This is a genomic window from Ekhidna sp. (assembly GCF_040223195.1).
Taxonomy (GTDB): Bacteria; Bacteroidota; Bacteroidia; order Cytophagales; family Cyclobacteriaceae; genus Ekhidna.
In genome coordinates, this window is sequence record NZ_JAVKDX010000015.1 from 188500 (window position 1) to 206468 (window position 17969).

At 44.4% G+C, this 17969-nt stretch carries 15 protein-coding genes and 2 tRNA genes; 9 read left to right on the forward strand and 8 right to left on the reverse strand.

What is annotated here, in order from left to right; all coding sequences use genetic code 11:
- Positions 1-52: 52 nt before the first annotated feature.
- From RLN88_RS08090 to RLN88_RS08120, 7 genes are read left to right on the forward strand one after another with little or no spacing between them, the layout of a single operon-like run.
- Complete coding sequence (locus tag RLN88_RS08090; protein ID WP_350220887.1) at positions 53-1363, forward strand: hypothetical protein; 1311 nt, start codon at positions 53-55, stop codon at positions 1361-1363.
- Positions 1364-1393: 30 nt separating this feature from the next.
- Positions 1394-2488, forward strand: a complete 1095-nt coding sequence (locus tag RLN88_RS08095) for an Mrp/NBP35 family ATP-binding protein (protein ID WP_350220888.1) — start codon at positions 1394-1396, stop codon at positions 2486-2488.
- A 3-nt stretch (positions 2489-2491) separates the two neighbouring features.
- On the forward strand, positions 2492-2770 hold the full coding sequence (locus tag RLN88_RS08100) for a NifU family protein (RefSeq protein WP_350220889.1): 279 nt from the start codon (positions 2492-2494) through the stop codon (positions 2768-2770).
- 7 nt (positions 2771-2777) lie between these two features.
- Complete coding sequence (locus tag RLN88_RS08105) at positions 2778-5717, forward strand: M43 family zinc metalloprotease (RefSeq protein WP_350220890.1); 2940 nt, start codon at positions 2778-2780, stop codon at positions 5715-5717.
- Between the two features lie 34 nt (positions 5718-5751).
- Positions 5752-6603 (forward strand): PASTA domain-containing protein, encoded by an 852-nt coding sequence (locus RLN88_RS08110; protein ID WP_350220891.1) that lies wholly within the window; start codon positions 5752-5754, stop codon positions 6601-6603.
- Complete coding sequence (locus tag RLN88_RS08115) at positions 6600-8462, forward strand: T9SS type A sorting domain-containing protein (RefSeq protein WP_350220892.1); 1863 nt, start codon at positions 6600-6602, stop codon at positions 8460-8462. The genes RLN88_RS08110 and RLN88_RS08115 overlap by 4 nt, the downstream gene beginning before the upstream one ends.
- Positions 8459-8758, forward strand: coding sequence for a rhodanese-like domain-containing protein (locus RLN88_RS08120; RefSeq protein ID WP_350220893.1), 300 nt, complete (start codon positions 8459-8461; stop codon positions 8756-8758). Before RLN88_RS08115 ends, RLN88_RS08120 begins: the two co-directional genes overlap by 4 nt.
- Here the strand turns inward: RLN88_RS08120 and RLN88_RS08125 are convergent.
- Together RLN88_RS08125 and RLN88_RS08130 are read right to left on the reverse strand one after the other, a co-directional pair.
- Positions 8755-9975 carry a site-2 protease family protein gene (locus RLN88_RS08125; RefSeq protein WP_350220894.1) on the reverse strand — a complete coding sequence of 407 codons (1221 nt, stop codon included), beginning with the start codon at positions 9973-9975 and terminating at the stop codon, positions 8755-8757. The genes RLN88_RS08120 and RLN88_RS08125 overlap by 4 nt on opposite strands.
- A complete protein-coding gene (locus RLN88_RS08130; RefSeq protein ID WP_350220895.1) occupies positions 9968-10603 on the reverse strand; it encodes an HAD family hydrolase in 636 nt (211 codons plus the stop codon). The genes RLN88_RS08125 and RLN88_RS08130 overlap by 8 nt, the downstream gene beginning before the upstream one ends.
- Before the next feature lie 225 nt (positions 10604-10828).
- On the opposite strand from RLN88_RS08130, the gene RLN88_RS08135 reads away from it, so the two are divergent.
- A tRNA-Ile gene (locus RLN88_RS08135) sits at positions 10829-10902 on the forward strand.
- Positions 10903-11206: 304 nt separating this feature from the next.
- Here the strand turns inward: RLN88_RS08135 and RLN88_RS08140 are convergent.
- From RLN88_RS08140 to RLN88_RS08160, 5 genes are all read right to left on the reverse strand, one after another.
- Positions 11207-11653, reverse strand: a complete 447-nt coding sequence (locus tag RLN88_RS08140) for a hypothetical protein (RefSeq protein WP_350220896.1) — start codon at positions 11651-11653, stop codon at positions 11207-11209.
- Positions 11654-12247, reverse strand: a complete 594-nt coding sequence (locus tag RLN88_RS08145; RefSeq protein ID WP_350220897.1) for a hypothetical protein — start codon at positions 12245-12247, stop codon at positions 11654-11656.
- 122 nt (positions 12248-12369) lie between these two features.
- Entirely contained in the window at positions 12370-12726 is a 357-nt protein-coding gene (locus RLN88_RS08150; protein ID WP_350220898.1) for a sll1863 family stress response protein, read from the reverse strand.
- A 121-nt stretch (positions 12727-12847) separates the two neighbouring features.
- Positions 12848-12919 (reverse strand) — tRNA-Glu (locus tag RLN88_RS08155).
- Between the two features lie 109 nt (positions 12920-13028).
- Positions 13029-15881 carry a M16 family metallopeptidase gene (locus RLN88_RS08160; protein ID WP_350220899.1) on the reverse strand — a complete coding sequence of 951 codons (2853 nt, stop codon included), beginning with the start codon at positions 15879-15881 and terminating at the stop codon, positions 13029-13031.
- Positions 15882-16051: 170 nt separating this feature from the next.
- Between RLN88_RS08160 and gap the strand changes: the two genes are divergently transcribed.
- Entirely contained in the window at positions 16052-17053 is a 1002-nt protein-coding gene (gene gap / locus RLN88_RS08165) for a type I glyceraldehyde-3-phosphate dehydrogenase (RefSeq protein WP_350220900.1), read from the forward strand.
- Between the two features lie 186 nt (positions 17054-17239).
- Here the strand turns inward: gap and RLN88_RS08170 are convergent, their stop codons facing one another.
- The gene (locus RLN88_RS08170; RefSeq protein ID WP_350220901.1) at positions 17240-17950 is read right to left on the reverse strand and encodes a YebC/PmpR family DNA-binding transcriptional regulator; all 711 of its coding nucleotides are present in this window, start codon (positions 17948-17950) and stop codon (positions 17240-17242) included.
- Positions 17951-17969 lie beyond the last annotated feature (19 nt).

Below are 17969 nucleotides of genomic sequence, written 5' to 3' on the forward strand. Positions count from 1 at the left end.
AAAAGATACAAAATGGATGCTTATTCATTATACTTTTAACCAAAAAGAAAAGATGACTAAACAAACTTCCAATCCAGTCAATATTCTATTCGTCTCTATCTCAGGCTTAATCAGTGATATAGCCTGGCAATGTGTGAAGGAAGGACACTCCGTAAAGTATTTTATAGAAGAAGAAAGCGAGCAGGAGATTGGGAACGGCTTTATTGAAAAGGTGGATGACTGGGAAGCCGAAGTGGATTGGGCCGATTTAATTGTGTTTGATGATGTGCTTGGCCAAGGTGAAAAAGCAAAGAAACTGCGGGAGCAGGGGAAATATGTGGTTGGCGGAACACCCTACACGGACAAACTTGAAGATGATCGATCGTTTGGTCAGAGTGAACTGAAGAAGCATAAGGTAAACATCCTCAACTATCATGAGTTTCACTCCTTTGATGCAGGCATTGAGCACATCAAGGCCAATCCCGGTAAGTATGTACTGAAGCCAAGCGGTGAAGCACAAAACATCAAACGACTATTGTTTGTGGGGATGGAAGAAGATGGTAGTGATGTGCTGCGAATACTCAGTGCCTATAAAAATGCGTGGAGTGATGAAGTGAAAATTTACCAGCTCCAAAAGAAAGTAGATACGGGCGTTGAGGTGGGGGTTGGTGCATTTTTCAATGGAAATGAATTCATCTATCCCATCAACATCAATTTCGAGCATAAAAAATTATTTCCCGGAGAGCTGGGTGTAGCTACCGGTGAAATGGGGACCAGCATGTTTTGGAGTGGCCCAAATAAGATTTTCAATTCCACTTTGAAGAAAATGGAGCCGACACTAAAGACAGAAGGCTATGTTGGCTACATAGATGTGAACTGCATTGTCAATGGGAATGGCATCTATCCTTTGGAGTTTACTTCCAGATTTGGATACCCTACTATTTCCATTCAAGCCGATGGAATGCTCAACGGAATCGGGGATTTCTTTCACAAGCTAGCAAAAGGCGAAAAGCCAATCCTTAAAGTGAAAAGTGGATTCCAGATTGGAGCCCGCATTGTGGTGCCACCCTTTCCATACAAAGACCCTAAGACCTTTGAGGCCTTCTCAAAAAATGCAGCCATTATCTTCAAAAAGCCAACTCTTGAAGGCGTACATATTGAAGATGTAAAAATGGTGAACAATGAATGGCTGATCACCGGAGGCAGTGGTGTGGCTTTGATCATCACCGGGCTTGGGCTTACGATGAAGCAAGCCCAGCAGCAGCTTTATACCCGCATCAAAAATATTATGATTCCAAACATGTACTACCGAACTGATATAGGAAATCGTTGGTTTGAAGATAGTGACAAGCTGCACGCCTGGGGCTACCTCAGGGAGAGCTAATTGCAGGATAAATCTTAACTTGCGCGTGGAATGGAATTGACGAAGGAAAACCTACTAAAAGCACTCAGTGAAGTAATAGATCCGGACCTAAAAAAGGATCTGGTTTCATTGGGCATGATCCAAAATATTCATATTGACGGTAATAAGGCAGCCTTTGATGTGGTGCTTACCACACCGGCCTGTCCGCTGAAAGAAGTAATCAAAAAAGATTGCGAAGAAAAGATACGCAAACATCTGGGGGATGAGGTGAAACTCATCATCAACATGACCTCCAATGTCACCACAAAGCGTGATGAAGGGCCTGTGCTTCCTGGCGTAAAAAACATCATAGCGATATCCTCCGGAAAAGGTGGTGTGGGTAAATCTACCGTAGCAGCAAACCTGGCTGTGGCGCTGGCCAGAACAGGCGCAGATGTCGGACTGATTGACGCTGATATTTACGGGCCATCTATCCCTACCATGTTCAACTGTGAGTTTGAACAGCCGGGAATCGTGCAGGAAGATGGCAAAAATAAGATTGTGCCCATCCAGCAGTACGGTGTGAAGCTGATCTCCATTGGCTTTCTTACCAATAGTGAAGATGCTGTGGTCTGGAGAGGCCCCATGGCCAGCTCTGCTTTGAGGCAATTTATTTCTGATGCAAAGTGGGGAGATTTGGATTACCTGCTGATCGACCTGCCTCCTGGCACTAGTGACATCCATTTAACTCTAGTTCAGGCTGTGCCGGTTACGGGAGCAGTGGTGGTGACCACCCCGCAAAAAGTGGCTTTGGCAGATGCACAGAAGGGTATCTCCATGTTCAAGCAGCCACAAATCAATGTGCCAATTCTGGGGCTGGTAGAAAATATGGCCTGGTTTACACCGGAAGAACTTCCTGATAATAAATACTTTATCTTTGGTGAAGGTGGAGGAATGAAGCTGGCTGAAAAGAATGAAATAGAACTCCTTGGGCAGATACCAATTGTACAGTCGATTCGAGAAAGCGGGGATAGTGGATATCCTGTCGCAATGAAGGATGGGGATATTGGAGACTCGTTCAAAAAATTGGCTGAAAATGTAGCCAGACAGGTGGCGATCAGAAATGCATCCATTGCAGAGACTAAAAAAGTAGAAGTGACCGTTTAGCATATGTCAGAATTAGTAGAAAGAGTAGAAAAAGCACTAAATACCATCAGGCCTTATCTGGAAGCTGATGGTGGTGATGTGAAGGTGTTGGAAGTGGATGAGGATATGAATGTGGTGCTTGAACTGATGGGCAATTGTGGCTCATGCCCCATGTCTACCATGACCCTAAAAGCTGGCGTAGAGGAAGCTATTAAACGTGAAGTACCAGAAATCAAAAGCGTGCACGCCATTAACGTCACCTCACCGGACGATCCCAACGCAAAACTTCCATTCATCAACTAACACGCCCATGCGAATTGGGTGGGCACTTCTTTTTCTGCTGATCTGCCAAAACATTCAGGCACAGGAAAAGTGCGGCACCAAAGCACCGGATACAGGAGCTTTTGAAAATTGGCTGAGCACTAAAATTGCCCAGAGACGACAGCAAACACACCAACCCTTAGCCACGCTTTACCAAATTCCTGTTGTAGTACACATTTTCCATAAAGGTGAGCCGGTGGGCACAGGGGTAAACCTCTCCGAGGAACGAATCAAAGCACAAATTGACACGCTTACTGCCGACTTTAGACGACAAAATGCAGATGCCGTAAATACCCCGGCTGCCTTTCTACCGGTAGCTGCCGATGTAGAGGTCGAGTTTGTACTAGCCAAACAAGATCCAGCCGGCAATCCTACCAATGGGATTGTAAGACTTCAGGGGTCTCGCAATAGCTATCGGGCCAATTCGCACCGTCCATTGTTAAGGTCAGAAAGCTACTGGCCTCCCGAACACTACCTCAACATTGTCGTGACAGATTTGGAAGTTTTTATCGGGTATGCTTCATTTCCATTGTACGATTTTGAAGGTATCATCAATGAGACGGATGACTATATTTTTGATGGGGTACTCATCGATTACGAATATTTTGGGGTTAATCCTTCTGCACAGAATTTTGAAAGTTATGGACGAACACTTACACATGAAGTAGGGCACTATCTAGGACTAAGGCACATCTGGGGAGATGGTAATTGTTCCGTAGATGATTTTGTGGATGACACTCCTCTGGCAAACTCAGATAATGGAAATTATACTTCGCCATGTACCTTTCCAAATCCCGACGATGACATTATCTGTACTCCAGGTGAACCCGAAATGTTCCAAAACTACATGGACTATACCGATGATATCTGCATGAACCTTTTTACTGAAGGCCAAAAGACGAGGATGCGAACAATCCTTGAAAACTCTCCCAATCGTCTTTCACTGACTACTTCGCCAGGCTTAACCGAGCCTACCCGATTTGCGGATGACCTGGCTGCTACAAACATTTTGGAGCCCCAAACAGTGGAATGCGAAACGAGTGTGAGCCCGACCGTAAGAATTGTAAACTACGGAACTACTGAAGTCACCACGTATGATGTTCAGCTACTGATCGATGGGAGCCCGATTGGGGCACCCCAAAGCATTGTGACCACTTTGGCTCCATTAGCTTCAGATACGGTGACATTTTCTGCACAACTGATCAACGATGCGCCTGTAGATATCACCTTTCAACTTAGCAATGTGAATGGAGGAACGGATGGCGACTTGTCCAATAATTCCATAACAAAAACTTTAACCGCCACAAGCTCAGGAAACTTACCATTTTTTGAAAATTTCGAGGGTTCGATTGAGACATTGGGTGATTTTGGTGCCGATTTTCCATGGGAGGTTGTGAATGCTCCAAAGGAATTGCCCACCAACAATGCATTCATTTTTAAATCTCATAACAACACCGAATGGTTCGGCGAAGCAACCATTTTCAAAACACCTGTTTTTGATCTTACGGGGCTTCCCTCAGGCGAAATCCGCTTCAGTTATGCGCATGCCAATCCGCCTGATGCATTTTATGATGGCCTGATGATCAAAGCCAGCCTCGATTGTGGGGAAACATTTCCAGATATCATATTCTCCAGTTTTGGTCCCAATCTGGCCACTGCCACGGAAGTCGATTCATATTTTACCCCAGCCAATCAACTGGAGTGGATGGATACCCTGATAAGTATCACAGATTATAGAAACATTGATGGAGTCCAGTTTGCCTTTGTCGGGATCAATGGTGGGGGAAATAATATCTTCATCGATGAAATTGAGGTGGTGGAAACAAACTTGCTCGAAAATGATATTGCGCCAGCAAGCCTCACCGGACCACTGATTACCTGTGCTCAAAACTCTGAGCTAAAGCTGCGAATCAGAAATGTAGGATCGGAGATCATCACCTCATTCGAAGTGAAATATCACGTTAATGGAGATACCACAACTACGCTTTTTGATGGGTTAGGAATTTCCTCCAAGGAATACGCCACATTTGAAATCCCGGCCAATAACCTTCTGGAGGGTGAAAATGAAATAGGAGCTGAAATAACACTGGTCAATGGTGTAGCCGATGAGTCCATTATCGAAAACTCCATTGATGCAACTCTGAAACGTGATGAGGTAAAGGATGAGTACCCACTGATTGTAGATTTTGAAAGCAATGATAATTGGAGTATTGCCGTGGAAGGCCTGGATACGCTTTGGGTAAGAAATTCGTTGGAATCAAATGGTTTGCTCAGGGCAAAAGGCTTTTCAGCAAATGAGCTCGGGAAGCGGCACTGGTTTGTTAGCCCGAAATTATCTACTGGAGGACTGGATAGTGCAGGATTATATTTCCGGGCATCCTATGCATCAAGATCAGGGTTTGACGACCGATTACAAGTGCTGCTATCAACCGATTGCGGAGAATCATACAATATTTCCCAACCGCTCCTGGATGCCGATTCCGATTCTTTGGCAGTAACCACCTCCACGGAAAGGTGGGTTCCATCGCTAGCGTCAGACTGGAAAGAGTACCGGCTCAATCTCCCCCACTCCTTCGTCTTTGATGATGAAATTCGGATCGCCTTTGTCTTTACCCCGGGGGGTGGAAACGATCTATATATTGACGATATAAGCGTGAGGGGAAATGAACCTCAGGCGTATGAAGACCTGGTACGAGCTTACCCCAACCCGGCCGTCTATCGGTTTTACGTGGGGCTAAATCTGCCTCAAAAAGAGTCGGTAACCATCCGATTGCTTGATATCAGCGGAAGGATTGTTTTTGAAGAAGTGGTAGAAAATGCACTGAATCAAATCCTGGAATATCGGGCCCCCGGACAGGAAGGGCTATACTTCCTGAGTGTGACCGGCAGCAAATTCAAAACCTCGCAAAAACTGTTTATTAGTCGCTAATTGATTAGGTTTATCCCTTCATTTTAAAAGTGTTATGTCATTTCGAAAACCAAGCAGCATAAAAGATTTTTTGACTCATCTTGGAGTACTCCTCGGAGCTTTTGTCCTGATCGTTATCATCGTTTTTTACATCTGGCTGCCCATATCTACCAATCATGGCGAAACCATTACCGTGCCGGATATTCAAGGAATGACGGTAAATGAGCTGGATGATTTTCTAGGGAAAAGGAACCTACGATTTGAGCCAACTGCTGATTCCAGCTATTCTGCGGACTACCCGCCACTGGCTGTTTTGCGGCAGGTGCCCGCTCCCAACACGAAAGTGAAAGAAAACCGGAAAATCTACGTTACACTCAATGCAGAGAGTCCGCCCAAAGTACGAATGCCTAAAGTTGAAGACCTTTCCCTGAAAAGCGCAATGATGGTGCTCAGATCCTACGACCTGAAGCTGGGTGATGTCCGCTATGTTCCGGATGTGTTCTTTGGAGTTGTTCATGAGGCACGCATGAATGGCCGAGTGGTATTGGAAGGGGAGCGAATTGAAAAAGGATCGGTGATTGATCTTGTGGCCGGAGATGGCTATGGCAACACCATTTTCCAGGCCCCCAACTTGATTGGCCTGGAGCAGGAAGAAGCCGAGGTAGCTATCATTGGATCAGGGCTGAAAATTGGGAAAATTGAGATCTCAGATAAATCCCTGGCTGGATTCGGTGCGGTGGATTCACTGGGAAATGATAAGATGGAATATAGGAATATTGCTCCGGGAACCGTACAGAATCAGTATCCAAGGCCGGAAAAACGGGTACAAATCGGGGACCCGATTGACATCTGGATATATAAGCCTGATTCGATTAGTAATACATCCACAATACTGGACAATCAATGAGGATTATTTCTCTCATCATATTGCTTGCTTGCTATCAGGTTGGCTATTCCCAACTGATCGTAAAACCCATTCTGAAAACTGAAAACCATCAGCGGGCAAGAATTGCTCTGACTAACAAATTAGTGGATCCGGCGACACTCCCTTTTTGGGATGATTTTTCCATGACTCGTGGAAGTTCCCCGGACAGCATGCGCATATGGGAAGGAGACACGGCCTCTCAATGGAATTATGGCTTGAGCAAGGATGTCTATGTAAATGCCACGCTCGCTATCAATCCTCCCAGCTACAAAGTAGCCACATTTGATGGCCTGGATTCCAACGGTGCTTTTCATGTAGGGTCTGATATTGGGCTGGCAGACCAGCTGGTTTCAGATACTATCAATTTGCAAGGAAAGGCCAACGTTTTTCTATCGTTTTACTGGCAGGCAGGCGGACTCGTGGAGATACCGGAAAAAGGAGACTCCCTGGTGCTCCAATTTTACAGTCCAAATGTCCCGACGAATGACGGTTGGGAAACGGTCTGGCTCATGGATGGAGGTGATTTGGAATCCGATCAGGATTCGGTTTTCACACAGGAAGCGATCAAGGTAAAGTCTGAATTCCTGACCCAGAAATTCGTTTTCAGGTTTCAGGCCTGGGGAGACAAGGACGGGCCCTTTGATGCCTGGCATGTGGATTACATTTATCTGAATGAGAATAGGCAGGATGATGATTTTTTCTATGATGATCAGAGCATTAATGCCAGCATCACCTCCCCCTTTTCTCCGTTCAGATCATTACCAGTCAGTCGATTCAAAAATGATCCAACATTAGCAGGCCCAATTCTTTCTGGTGGATCAAACCTTGCACCAGAGCCGGATAATATTGGTCCGCCTGCAAATTATGTTCTTGTGATCAGAGAGAAATCTGTAAGCACCATTGATTCAGTAGTATTTACTGATCAGGGTCTGTTGGATTTCAATCCAGACCCATTCAGACACTCAGGAAAAAAGGAATTGGTTTTTGATGGTTATGATTTATCCTCAATATCTAATGGCGATTCCATTGTTATTACTTCTGAGCTTTTCTTTGAGGATTCTGATGACGATTTTCTGGACGGATCTCAAATCAATTTAAAAGTTAATGATACCATAAGATCGGAATACCTCCTCCACAACTACTACGCTTTTGATGACGGCACTGCGGAATACGCTGCAGGAACCAACATAGACGGGGGTCAGATTGCGATCAAGTTTTGGCTGGAGGAGCAAGATACCCTTACTGCCATTGATATTCACTTCCCCAACATTGATCCTGTGAGCAACGGCAGCCCAATCGAGTTGCGTGTTTTTTCCGACCTGAACAAAGACCCGATCCGAACAGAAAACGTGACAGTGGTAAACGGCCAGGGGCTGAATGCATTTCACAGGTATACGCTGAGCCGCCAGCTCATCCTTCCGGCTGACACTTTTTATGTCGGATTTCAGCAGGAAAAAAACGAATACATCGGAGTTGGCTTTGACCGGAGCAATCCGCAAGCAGCCTCTTACATCTATGAAAACAAGACAGGGGAATGGGAACGGAATGAGCGATTGAAAGGCGCACTTATGATCAGACCGGTTTTCGCCAAAGTGGACTCGTTGATTTTGGGTGCGGAATCTGTAAAAGCCACTATCAAAGTTTACCCCAACCCCACAAGCGGAGTGGTTCGGATTGAGGGGGCATACGAATCGGTGACCTTACGTGATTTTTCCGGTAAGGTGCTGATGCATGAAGGAAGATTAGCGTCTCATGATCTTTCACATCTCCGTGCGGGTTTATATTTGCTCACAATTCACCGCAGAGAAGGTAACCAAACACTAAAAGTCATAAAGAAATGAATCTTGACATCACTTGCAACGAGGTAAAGCAACGATTGGAAAACGGAGAAACATTTCACTTCATCGATGTGAGGGAGGAGTGGGAATATGAGGAAGCAAACATCGGGGCTACTCTGATCCCATTAGGCGACCTGCCCGCACGAATTTCTGAAATTGAGCACCTAAAAGAGGAAGAAATCATCATCCACTGCAAGTCAGGCGCACGATCCGGACGAGCCAAAAAATTCCTCAGCGCTCAGGGATTCACCAATGTTCGAAATATGGAAGGCGGAATCACGGCCTACCTCGAGCTTTAAAATCCCTCTGCCACCAAAGGCTGAGGACTGAAACTCAACACAAAAATGATGAGCGCCACCCATCCGAGTATTTTGCGGCCGGTAGTGAGCGGGCTATTGTCTACCACCGGTGGATGATCAATCCCGATAAACCGACCGATGATCAACGAGAACAGCAACCAGCCGGAATACCCTTCCACTTCGAAAATAGAAGACACAAAAAACTGAACCGTGAGGAGCACTGTGGCATAAAGCAGTCGATCCCTTTTTTCCTTAAAAACACTAAACGCGCACCAGTAAACAATAAACAGGTATGCACCAATGTTGATCAGGAAGCTACCGATTGATTCCATGGAGGTGTTGATCAGGTCAGCAGTGGTGACCCACCCCAGGCCGGCGTAAAAGAGAAACCCAGAAAAAAGCACCCGGGAGATGATTGCATGATTCTTTGCGCCAAACAGGCCGAAAAGTACATGTCCGCCATCGAGTTGACCGATAGGCAAGAGATTTAGTGCAGTAAAAAAGAATGCGAGATAAGCCGACAGTAGCATGGGGTAGTGCATCAGCTCCTTAGAGCTGGGGACATATCGATCATCAGGTGCGAGGTATTTTCGTCCCAAGTTCATCAGGATATTATCCCCGAAATATACCGACCCTACTCTGCCGGTATAGATGGTATCGGGCAGTGTCTCATACGCCATCCGATCTGGGTTCAGGTCTTTCTTCAGGATGATCGTATCCAATCCCGTCATTTTCTCTTCAAACCCTTCGCCGAAGATTTCATACTCCGGGTGAATCTCATAGATGTATTCTGTTTCCGGAAGGTGGGTGAAGCCATACACCAGCATGATCACTGCAACCACAAACCCGGCTATAGGTCCAGATACACCTACATCAAAGTACTTAATGCGGCTCAGGATATTTTCTTTAATTCGAATGAATGCCCCCATGGTGCCAATGGAAGCCATCCCAATGAATCCGAACCAAATGGGGATGTAGAAAGGTAGCGTGACGTTGATCTTGTGATATCGTGCGGTAAAGTAATGTCCAAACTCGTGGACGGTGAGGATGAGTAAAAATGGTATGGAGAATTGGAAACCAAAGAGGAAATCGTCCCATGTCATCCCAAAATACAGGTATTTACCGATGGTCCATTCAGCCCCAGCGAAGGTGGTGGTAATGATGGTTACAGTGAATAAGACCAGCTGAATCAGCTGTGTTTTTTGCTTTCTATCCAAGCCCAAAGATTTCGTTTAGTTGTACGTCCGGATCAAAGATTTGCAGTGCCTTCAGGCCTGCTTTTCTGGCTGCCTCCACATTATCCAGCCGATCGTCCAGAAAAAGCATACGTGAGGGGTACAAACCGATATCATCGATAACAAACTTGTAGCAATTCAGGTTTGGCTTGCGCATGCCAATTTCGTGGGAGTAGTACACCTCCTTCACAAAATCCCGAAGGCTGGCTCTGCCCGTCACCTCCATAATCATTTCCTCATAGGCAATCTCATGGATCATGTTGGTGTTGGAGAGAATGAACGTATCGAAGCGCTTGCCTATTTGCAGCAGCTTGTTCATCCGCTGCTTGGAGATGGATTTGAGCATGCTGTTCCAGATGTCTTCAAACTGCCGCTCCCCCATCCGTGTGCCCAAAAGCGCATTGATTCTCGCACGAAATTCATCCGGACCAATCATACCCATTTCAAATTTTTGGAGTACCGGAGCAGTAACGACAAGTTCTTCGATCTCAGCTTGATTCTTCTTAGCCACCTCGGATAGTCGCTGAATCACACGTGGATAATCCAGATCAATCAGAACATTTCCAAAATCAAAAATTATGGCGTCAATGCCTTGCAGATGGTTTGACATTCGTTGGGTATTAAACGGCAAATATGTAATATTGCGCTCCCTTTTAAAAGGCTGTCGTAGACAGCTTTTAATTATTTAGCTTTGAAGCCAGGAAAAACATCCTGCTTATTAGCAAAATAACGATGGGCCTATAACCTACCGCAGGCAGGCAGGCTCAGTTGGTTAGGGTCACTGTCCGGAGCGCGTAGCTTCATAATCAGTAAGTCCCTACCAAATCTTTTAAATGGGCCTATAACTCAGTTGGTTAGAGTAACTGACTCATAATCAGTAAGTCCCAGGTTCGAGCCCTGGTGGGCCCACATTGATAATCAAGGAGTTACACCAATATTAGGTGTAGCTCCTTTTTTATTTGCACGCAATTTGGATGCGTTTGAGCAACGAGTAATATAGTTTCCCCTCTGAAGCAAGAGTACACTTGTGACCCCTTGCTCATATAATTGAGTTAGGGGGGGGGTTGCTCGGCTAAACTCAAAACCCTCTGAAAACAAAAAAGCCCAACCGTTCCTGATTGAGCGGGTCTCTTTTACGGGCACAAGTCACGCCAACTCTCAAAACCCAACGCTGGAAGACTTGCGCCAGCTGGACAGTGGCGACAACAAAAAATCAATCTTCATGATTGAGCTTCTTCCTCTCCTGTGCCACCCACCTCTTCCATTGTAAAAACTGATCGTAATCATACCTCCCTTTGAAGCCATCTGGTGGGATGGTGTCTATACGCGCATCTACTGGCATGTTTTGATAGATCTCACTGATCTCCGGGTACTCTACGGAGTACTTTACCCAATATTTTCCTCCCGGAGCTTCGCTGTTATATGCATAACCTCTCGCATCTTCATACTCAACTCCATTAACGCTGTAAGTGTATTCTATTTCTCTTCCAGAAGCTATAATATATATGTCAGTGATTTCACCGATGGTGAATCTGATCTCTCTGTCAAAAGCCCTATTGCGCTTCGAAACTAAACTAAGAGAATAGATGGCAAAAATCGCCAAAATAATACCAGATATGATTCCGGTTCTCTTGCTTGGTTGATATCCCTTTGGAAGCATTTAATCAAAGATATTCGTAGAGAAGTATACTCCTGCTGAAACAAATCCAGTTGTGCTAGCAAAATGAGAAGCTGCTCCTATCTGTGCATTTCTAACGAATGCTTTACTTCCAGGACTAAAGCCTGCATTGAATAAGTAATTAGACATAGTATTTGAACTGTTTACACCATACCTGCCAATACTTGCTATTCCTGAAAATGCTCCATTAGCTCCTAATGATACTGCTACTGATCTACCGATATCACCTGCACTTTTTCCAATAAATATATTATTACTTCTTCCGTCAGCTCTCAATTCGAACGCACTCGCCAAAGTCGAGTTAGTAATTACATTTTTGAATGTTGCGGTAGGATTTAACCCTGATAGTGCGACAGATGTCCAGTTAACTGAAGCAACTCCACGAAGGGGATCACCCCCCTGCTGGCGCGCGTTTGCAACGCGTGTTTGCAACCCCTTTTCCTTTTGGCAATGCTTTAACGAACTTGTAATAATGTGTCTCAATTCTTTTCGAGTGAAAAGATCTATCCAATGTACTACTGTGCTCGTAACAAAATAAAGCCCTTCATTATTGCCAAGCTTGTACTTCTCCGACATGGTCTAAAGATATAACACTTCTGTTGCACGCGTTGTAAACGCGCGCTAGCGGGATCAAAAGATCATTTTGTGAACATAAAAAAAGCCGACAATAATGCCGGCTTATGTAGAATATCCAGTTTTTAATTTTTGAACTTATCAAAGAGATATGAGAAGCCGCTTCTTATTCCGGTGTAGGCAGTTTCGGTTTCTCCTTTGATTTTATCAACCTTGAGAGAAACTTCACCTTTTATTTCCTCCCATTTACCTTCGCTGGTTTCTTTGATGTTTTCATACTGCCTCAGAAACTCTTCCTTCTTTTCTTTCAATTGATCAATCTTCTTGTGGTAAGATTCCTTGGCTGAGGTTTCAACATCGCTGGCCTTACCTTTTAAATAATCGATCCTTTCTTCAAGCTTATCTGCGAATGCCTTAATGCTTTCTTCGTATTTGTTTTTCTCATCAACATTCGCTTCTTCCAAAATTTTTACTTCTTTCATATTGTGAGATTTAATTAGTTGTTGTTGATTATATAACAATCTGAATATCAAATAGTTCGATTAAGGAGGATTTGTTGATATGAATCGAAACAAAAAAGCCACTCAATTGAGTGGCTTTAAGCAGTCCGTAGGGGAATCGAACCCCTGTTACCAGGATGAAAACCTGGCGTCCTAACCCCTAGACGAACGGACCGTTTGTTTTGGGAGTGCAAATATAGGATGTCACCCCAGTTTTGCAAAAACAGAAATAAAAAAAGCGAAGATTTTTTCTTCGCTTTTTTATGATTGAGAAAGTAACCTTATTACATCACCCCCTCTTCATTTCCGTATTTATCCACCAAAACTGGGTCACCGGCTCCTTCCACTCTGAGCTTATCGTACTGGGTGGCCTTATCTCCTACAACCACGAAAATGTAGTTATTCAGATCGAAGTACTCATTGGCAGTAGCCTGAATGCTCTCGATGGTGGCACCTGTAACTGTTTTCTGCTCCTCATTGATGTAGTCTTGAGGTAACCCATAGGTACTTATGTTGTGGAGGATTCCCAGAAGGTTGAACAACGTCTCAAAGTTTCTGGCGTTCTCTTTGATCATTGAGGTCTTTGTCTTGTTCAAATCTTCTTCAGTGTAGGTCTCACTATAAGTTCCTATTACTTCCTTGAAAGTATCCAGCGCATCCTTGGTGGTCGAGGACTTCACGCTTGAGAAAGCTGTGAAAGTACCTGGGGTCATCACATTTCTTCCAGGAAACGAATAAGCTCCGTAGGTGAATTGCTTCTCCTCTCGCAAAATCTGAAATAACCTACCTGATGAACCATCACCAAGTCTATCATTGGCCACCATAATTTCATTGTAAGCTGGATCGACTGCTGGTACGGTCAAGCGGGCTATCCTTATAACAGACTGCTTTGCTTCCGGCACATCCACAAAGTACAATTCAGGCTCAGAAGGTACCGCTGGCACATCATACGAAGGCATGCTAACCTCCTTTTGGCCCCATTCTGTCCCTAGTCTTCCAAGCGCCTCTATAGCTCTATCCTGAGTCACGTTCCCCGCAATGTGATAGTTGGTCACATTTGGTGTGAAATAATTATTGTAGAAAGTTTTCAAGTCATCAATCGTGATGGTCTTCACATGATCTTCATAGCCTATAGCAGGATGTCCAAGAATGTGATTTTCTCCAAACAGTTTTTTGTTCATCACCACAGTTGCTATTGAATTTGGATTGGTCTCCCGTTGTTTGATGGACTGAAGTGTCTGGTTAATAATCCGGTCAAATTCCTTTTCGTCCCATCTTGGCTCAAGTAAAATCTCCTGCACCAATTCCATTGTAGCCTCAAAATTTCTCGAAAGACAGTTTCCTGAAATCTGGATGTACTCATCCGCAGTAAACATATTGATGTTGGCTCCCAATTGGCCAATGGCATCTTCCAATTCTTCAGGGGTTTTGTTGGCTGTACCCTCCATCATAATATCGGTCATGAGGTTTGCCACACCCACTTTGTTCATATCATCCAGGTAGTGTCCTCCCATTATTCTCATGGAGAAGTTCACCAACGGCAGCTCGTTGGCCTCCACACCGTAAATATCAATACCGTTAGACGTTTTTGATGTCCAGATTGCAGGGGGAGTCACCAAAGGCTCTTCTCCAAAATCTGGCTCGATGGAACGATCAAACGAAGACTCGGTTTTGGTGATAATGAAATCACCTTCATCTTCGATCACCTCACTCTGGCCATACTCATTGATGCCTTCTTCTTTAATATCCGCCATCTGCGCACCTTCCATAGCCAGATCAGATCCACCTTTCGGCACGAAGTTGGTCACGATATGATTTTTGTTGAGGATGTACTTTCTGAATACCCTCATCACATCGTCCTGGGTTACTGCCTTAATGTTGGCAATATCCTGCTCTATGAACCCTGGGTTTCCAGCATATTCATTGTAACTCGCCAATTGAAATGCTTTGCCCAATACGCTGCTAATACCATTATAAAAGTTAGTTTCCAATCCAGCTTTGATCCTTTCAAGGTCTTTGATATCAAACCCTTCTTTATCAAAATCAGCGAGGGTCTGATTGATCACCGCTCTCACGGTATCTAGATCAGTGCCTGCATTGGCCCGCACACGAATAGTGAATGTTCCTGCCAGCTCATTGGAGCTATTGTAAGTAGATACATCAGGTGCAACTTTTGCCTCTTCTACAATTGATTTATAGAGGGGGGCTCTTTTGCCATCAGACAAAATCTGGCCTAAGACATCCAGTGCCCATTGATCCGGGTGATACTGCTCAACGGTAGGATATGTCATCCTGATTTCAGGGAGTTGGGCAAAGTTGTCTTCGTAATAAAAAAGTTTTGTCTCATCCAGCGATACCGGCTGAGGATCCATTGGCGTGTCTACTCCTCTTGAAGGAATCTCGCCAAAGTATTTATCCACAAGTTGCTTCACCTCCTCTTTATTGATATCACCAGCAATCACAAGTGTAGCATTATTAGGTCCATACCATTGCTCGTAAAAATCCTTCACATCTTCCAATGTTGCATTTTGAAGATCCTCCAACTCCCCAATCACCGTCCAGTTGTATGGGTGGCCTTCGGGATACAAGGCTTTCAAAATCACACTTTGAGTATGTCCATAGGGTTGATTATCTACCCTCTGTCTTTTTTCATTTTGTACCACTGGTTTTTCCCCTTCGAGACTACCCAGAGATACAGCGTTTATAAAGAATCCCATTCTGTCAGACTCCATCCAGAGTACTTTCTCAAGGGCATCTTTAGGAACTACCTCATAATAGATCGTGCCATCTGTCCATGTGCCTCCGTTAAAGGTGCCGCCCCATTCATTTATATTTTTAAAGAAACCTCCATCGGGCACGTTTTCAGATCGCTGAAAAAGCATGTGCTCAAAAAAGTGGGCAAAGCCCGTACGACCAGGCTTCTCTCTGTTTGACCCTACGTGCACCAAAATGGATACTGCCACGATCGGATCCGAATCATCCTGATGCAGGACCACATCCAGTCCGTTATCAAGGGTAAATTTTTCATATTCCAGGGATAGATCATCGCTGCTTTTGTTCTCACCAGAAGGGGAACAGGCTGAAAGACATGCTATCAGGGTTAGTGCGATGAATGAAAGGTTCTTAAAATTTTTCATTGCTTAGGTTTAGAGATTTTACTTAACTGCATTTTAAATAAACAAAAGAGCAGAAAAAAGTTTTTTCACATGAAAGGTTTGTTAAACCTCCTTAATGGAGTGGTAGATAAAATTGACAACCTCAAAAAGTAGGTTTACTTTTGCCACCTCAAAAATCAAAGCAATATCTCATGTCAACTAAAATTGGTATAAACGGATTTGGGCGAATTGGACGTTTGGTGTTTCGGGTAGCTATGGAGAAACCGGGGCTTCAGGTAGTTGGAATCAATGACCTTCTCGATGTAGACTACATCGCTTACATGTTAAAATATGATTCTACGCATGGCCGATTTAAGGGCACTGTGGAAGTTAAGGATGGAAGCCTAATCGTAAACGGACAGACCATTCGGGTAACTTCCGAACGAAATCCTGCTGATTTAAAGTGGGGTGATGTTGGCGCAGAGTATGTGGTGGAATCTACCGGATTGTTTCTGACGAAAGAAACTGCCCAAGGTCACATCGATGCGGGAGCCAAAAAGGTGGTGATGTCAGCTCCGTCCAAAGACGATACGCCAATGTTCGTAATGGGAGTAAACCATGAGAAGTACACCACAGACATGAATATTGTATCCAATGCCTCATGTACTACGAACTGCCTGGCTCCTATAGCCAAGGTATTGCATGACAACTTCGGAATAAAAGACGGCCTAATGACTACAGTGCATGCGGCAACTGCTACTCAAAAAACTGTTGACGGCCCTTCCGCAAAAGACTGGAGAGGTGGAAGAGGTGCTTATCAAAACATCATACCTTCGTCTACAGGGGCAGCCAAAGCTGTGGGAAAAGTAATTCCTGAACTGAATGGAAAACTTACAGGGATGTCATTTCGGGTTCCAACGGCGGACGTTTCAGTTGTTGACCTAACGGTAAACCTTGAAAAGCCCGCATCTTACGATCAGATCAAAGCTGCAATGAAAAAAGCAGCTGATGGAGAGATGAAGGGAATCCTAGGCTACACGGAAGATGCGGTGGTTTCAAATGATTTTCTTGGAGATCCACGAACTTCTATTTTCGATGCAGAGGCTGGAATTGCACTGACTGACACCTTCGTGAAAGTGGTGAGCTGGTATGACAATGAGTGGGGCTACTCTACCAAAGTGACCGAGCTAATCGAGTATATGGCAAGCAAGTAATTAACTCCCAATTCAAAATAATAAAATAAAAAGAAGCTGTCCCAAAAGCCCTAATTGGCCTGTCATTCTGAGGAACGAAGAATCTCAAATATTTGATATTCAAGCTTTCAAAAAATTCAAAGATTCTTCACATTCGTTCAGAATGACACTTTTGAGACAGCTTCTTTTCCTTTATGCTCTCCTTCCTTAGGCAATATTGGTATAAACCGCCTGCACATCATCATCGTCTTCGATCTTATCCAGCATCTTTTCTATTTCTTCCAACTGGTCATCAGAAAACTCTATAGGGCTGGTTGGAATTCGTTTCAGCGTGGCTTTTTTTACTTCGATCCCCAGGTCTTCCAATATCTTCGACATATCACCAAAATTGGTGTAATCTGCATAGGCATAGATCATGCCTTCATTTTCTTCGATCTCTTCCAGCCCACCATCAATGAGCGACAACTCCAATTCCTCAATATCCATTCCTTCCGTTTTTTCAAACTCAAAAACGGCCTTTCTACTAAACATAAAATCCAGGGAACCCGATGGCACAAAGGCACCTCCTGCTTTATTGAAATAGGATTTTACGTTGGCCACCGTACGCGTGGTATTGTCTGTTGCCGCCTCCACAAAAACAAGTACACCATGCGGCCCTTTGCCTTCATAAGTAACCTCGGAGATTTCATCAATGTCTTTACCTGAAGCCCGCTTGATAGCATTTTCAATGTTATCCTTCGGCATATTTTCTGCCTTGGCATTTTGAATGGCCGTCCTAAGCTTGGGGTTCATCTCTGGATCAGCCCCTCCATCCCTGGCCGCTACAGTGATGGCTTTAGCTAGCTTCGGGAACACTTTGCTCATTTTGTCCCATCGCTTTTCTTTGGCTGCTCGTCGGTATTCAAACGCTCTTCCCATGAGGTAAACTTTTAAATTT

Coding starts and splice junctions, on each gene's coding strand:
- RLN88_RS08090 (WP_350220887.1), top strand. CDS start 53: ATGACTAAACAAACTTCCAATCCAGTCAATATTCTATTCGTCTCTATC.
- RLN88_RS08095 (WP_350220888.1), top strand. CDS start 1,394: ATGGAATTGACGAAGGAAAACCTACTAAAAGCACTCAGTGAAGTAATA.
- RLN88_RS08100 (WP_350220889.1), top strand. CDS start 2,492: ATGTCAGAATTAGTAGAAAGAGTAGAAAAAGCACTAAATACCATCAGG.
- RLN88_RS08105 (WP_350220890.1), top strand. CDS start 2,778: ATGCGAATTGGGTGGGCACTTCTTTTTCTGCTGATCTGCCAAAACATT.
- RLN88_RS08110 (WP_350220891.1), top strand. CDS start 5,752: ATGTCATTTCGAAAACCAAGCAGCATAAAAGATTTTTTGACTCATCTT.
- RLN88_RS08115 (WP_350220892.1), top strand. CDS start 6,600: ATGAGGATTATTTCTCTCATCATATTGCTTGCTTGCTATCAGGTTGGC.
- RLN88_RS08120 (WP_350220893.1), top strand. CDS start 8,459: ATGAATCTTGACATCACTTGCAACGAGGTAAAGCAACGATTGGAAAAC.
- RLN88_RS08130 (WP_350220895.1), bottom strand. CDS start 10,603: ATGTCAAACCATCTGCAAGGCATTGACGCCATAATTTTTGATTTTGGA.
- RLN88_RS08140 (WP_350220896.1), bottom strand. CDS start 11,653: ATGCTTCCAAAGGGATATCAACCAAGCAAGAGAACCGGAATCATATCT.
- RLN88_RS08145 (WP_350220897.1), bottom strand. CDS start 12,247: ATGTCGGAGAAGTACAAGCTTGGCAATAATGAAGGGCTTTATTTTGTT.
- RLN88_RS08150 (WP_350220898.1), bottom strand. CDS start 12,726: ATGAAAGAAGTAAAAATTTTGGAAGAAGCGAATGTTGATGAGAAAAAC.
- RLN88_RS08160 (WP_350220899.1), bottom strand. CDS start 15,881: ATGAAAAATTTTAAGAACCTTTCATTCATCGCACTAACCCTGATAGCA.
- gap (WP_350220900.1), top strand. CDS start 16,052: ATGTCAACTAAAATTGGTATAAACGGATTTGGGCGAATTGGACGTTTG.
- RLN88_RS08170 (WP_350220901.1), bottom strand. CDS start 17,950: ATGGGAAGAGCGTTTGAATACCGACGAGCAGCCAAAGAAAAGCGATGG.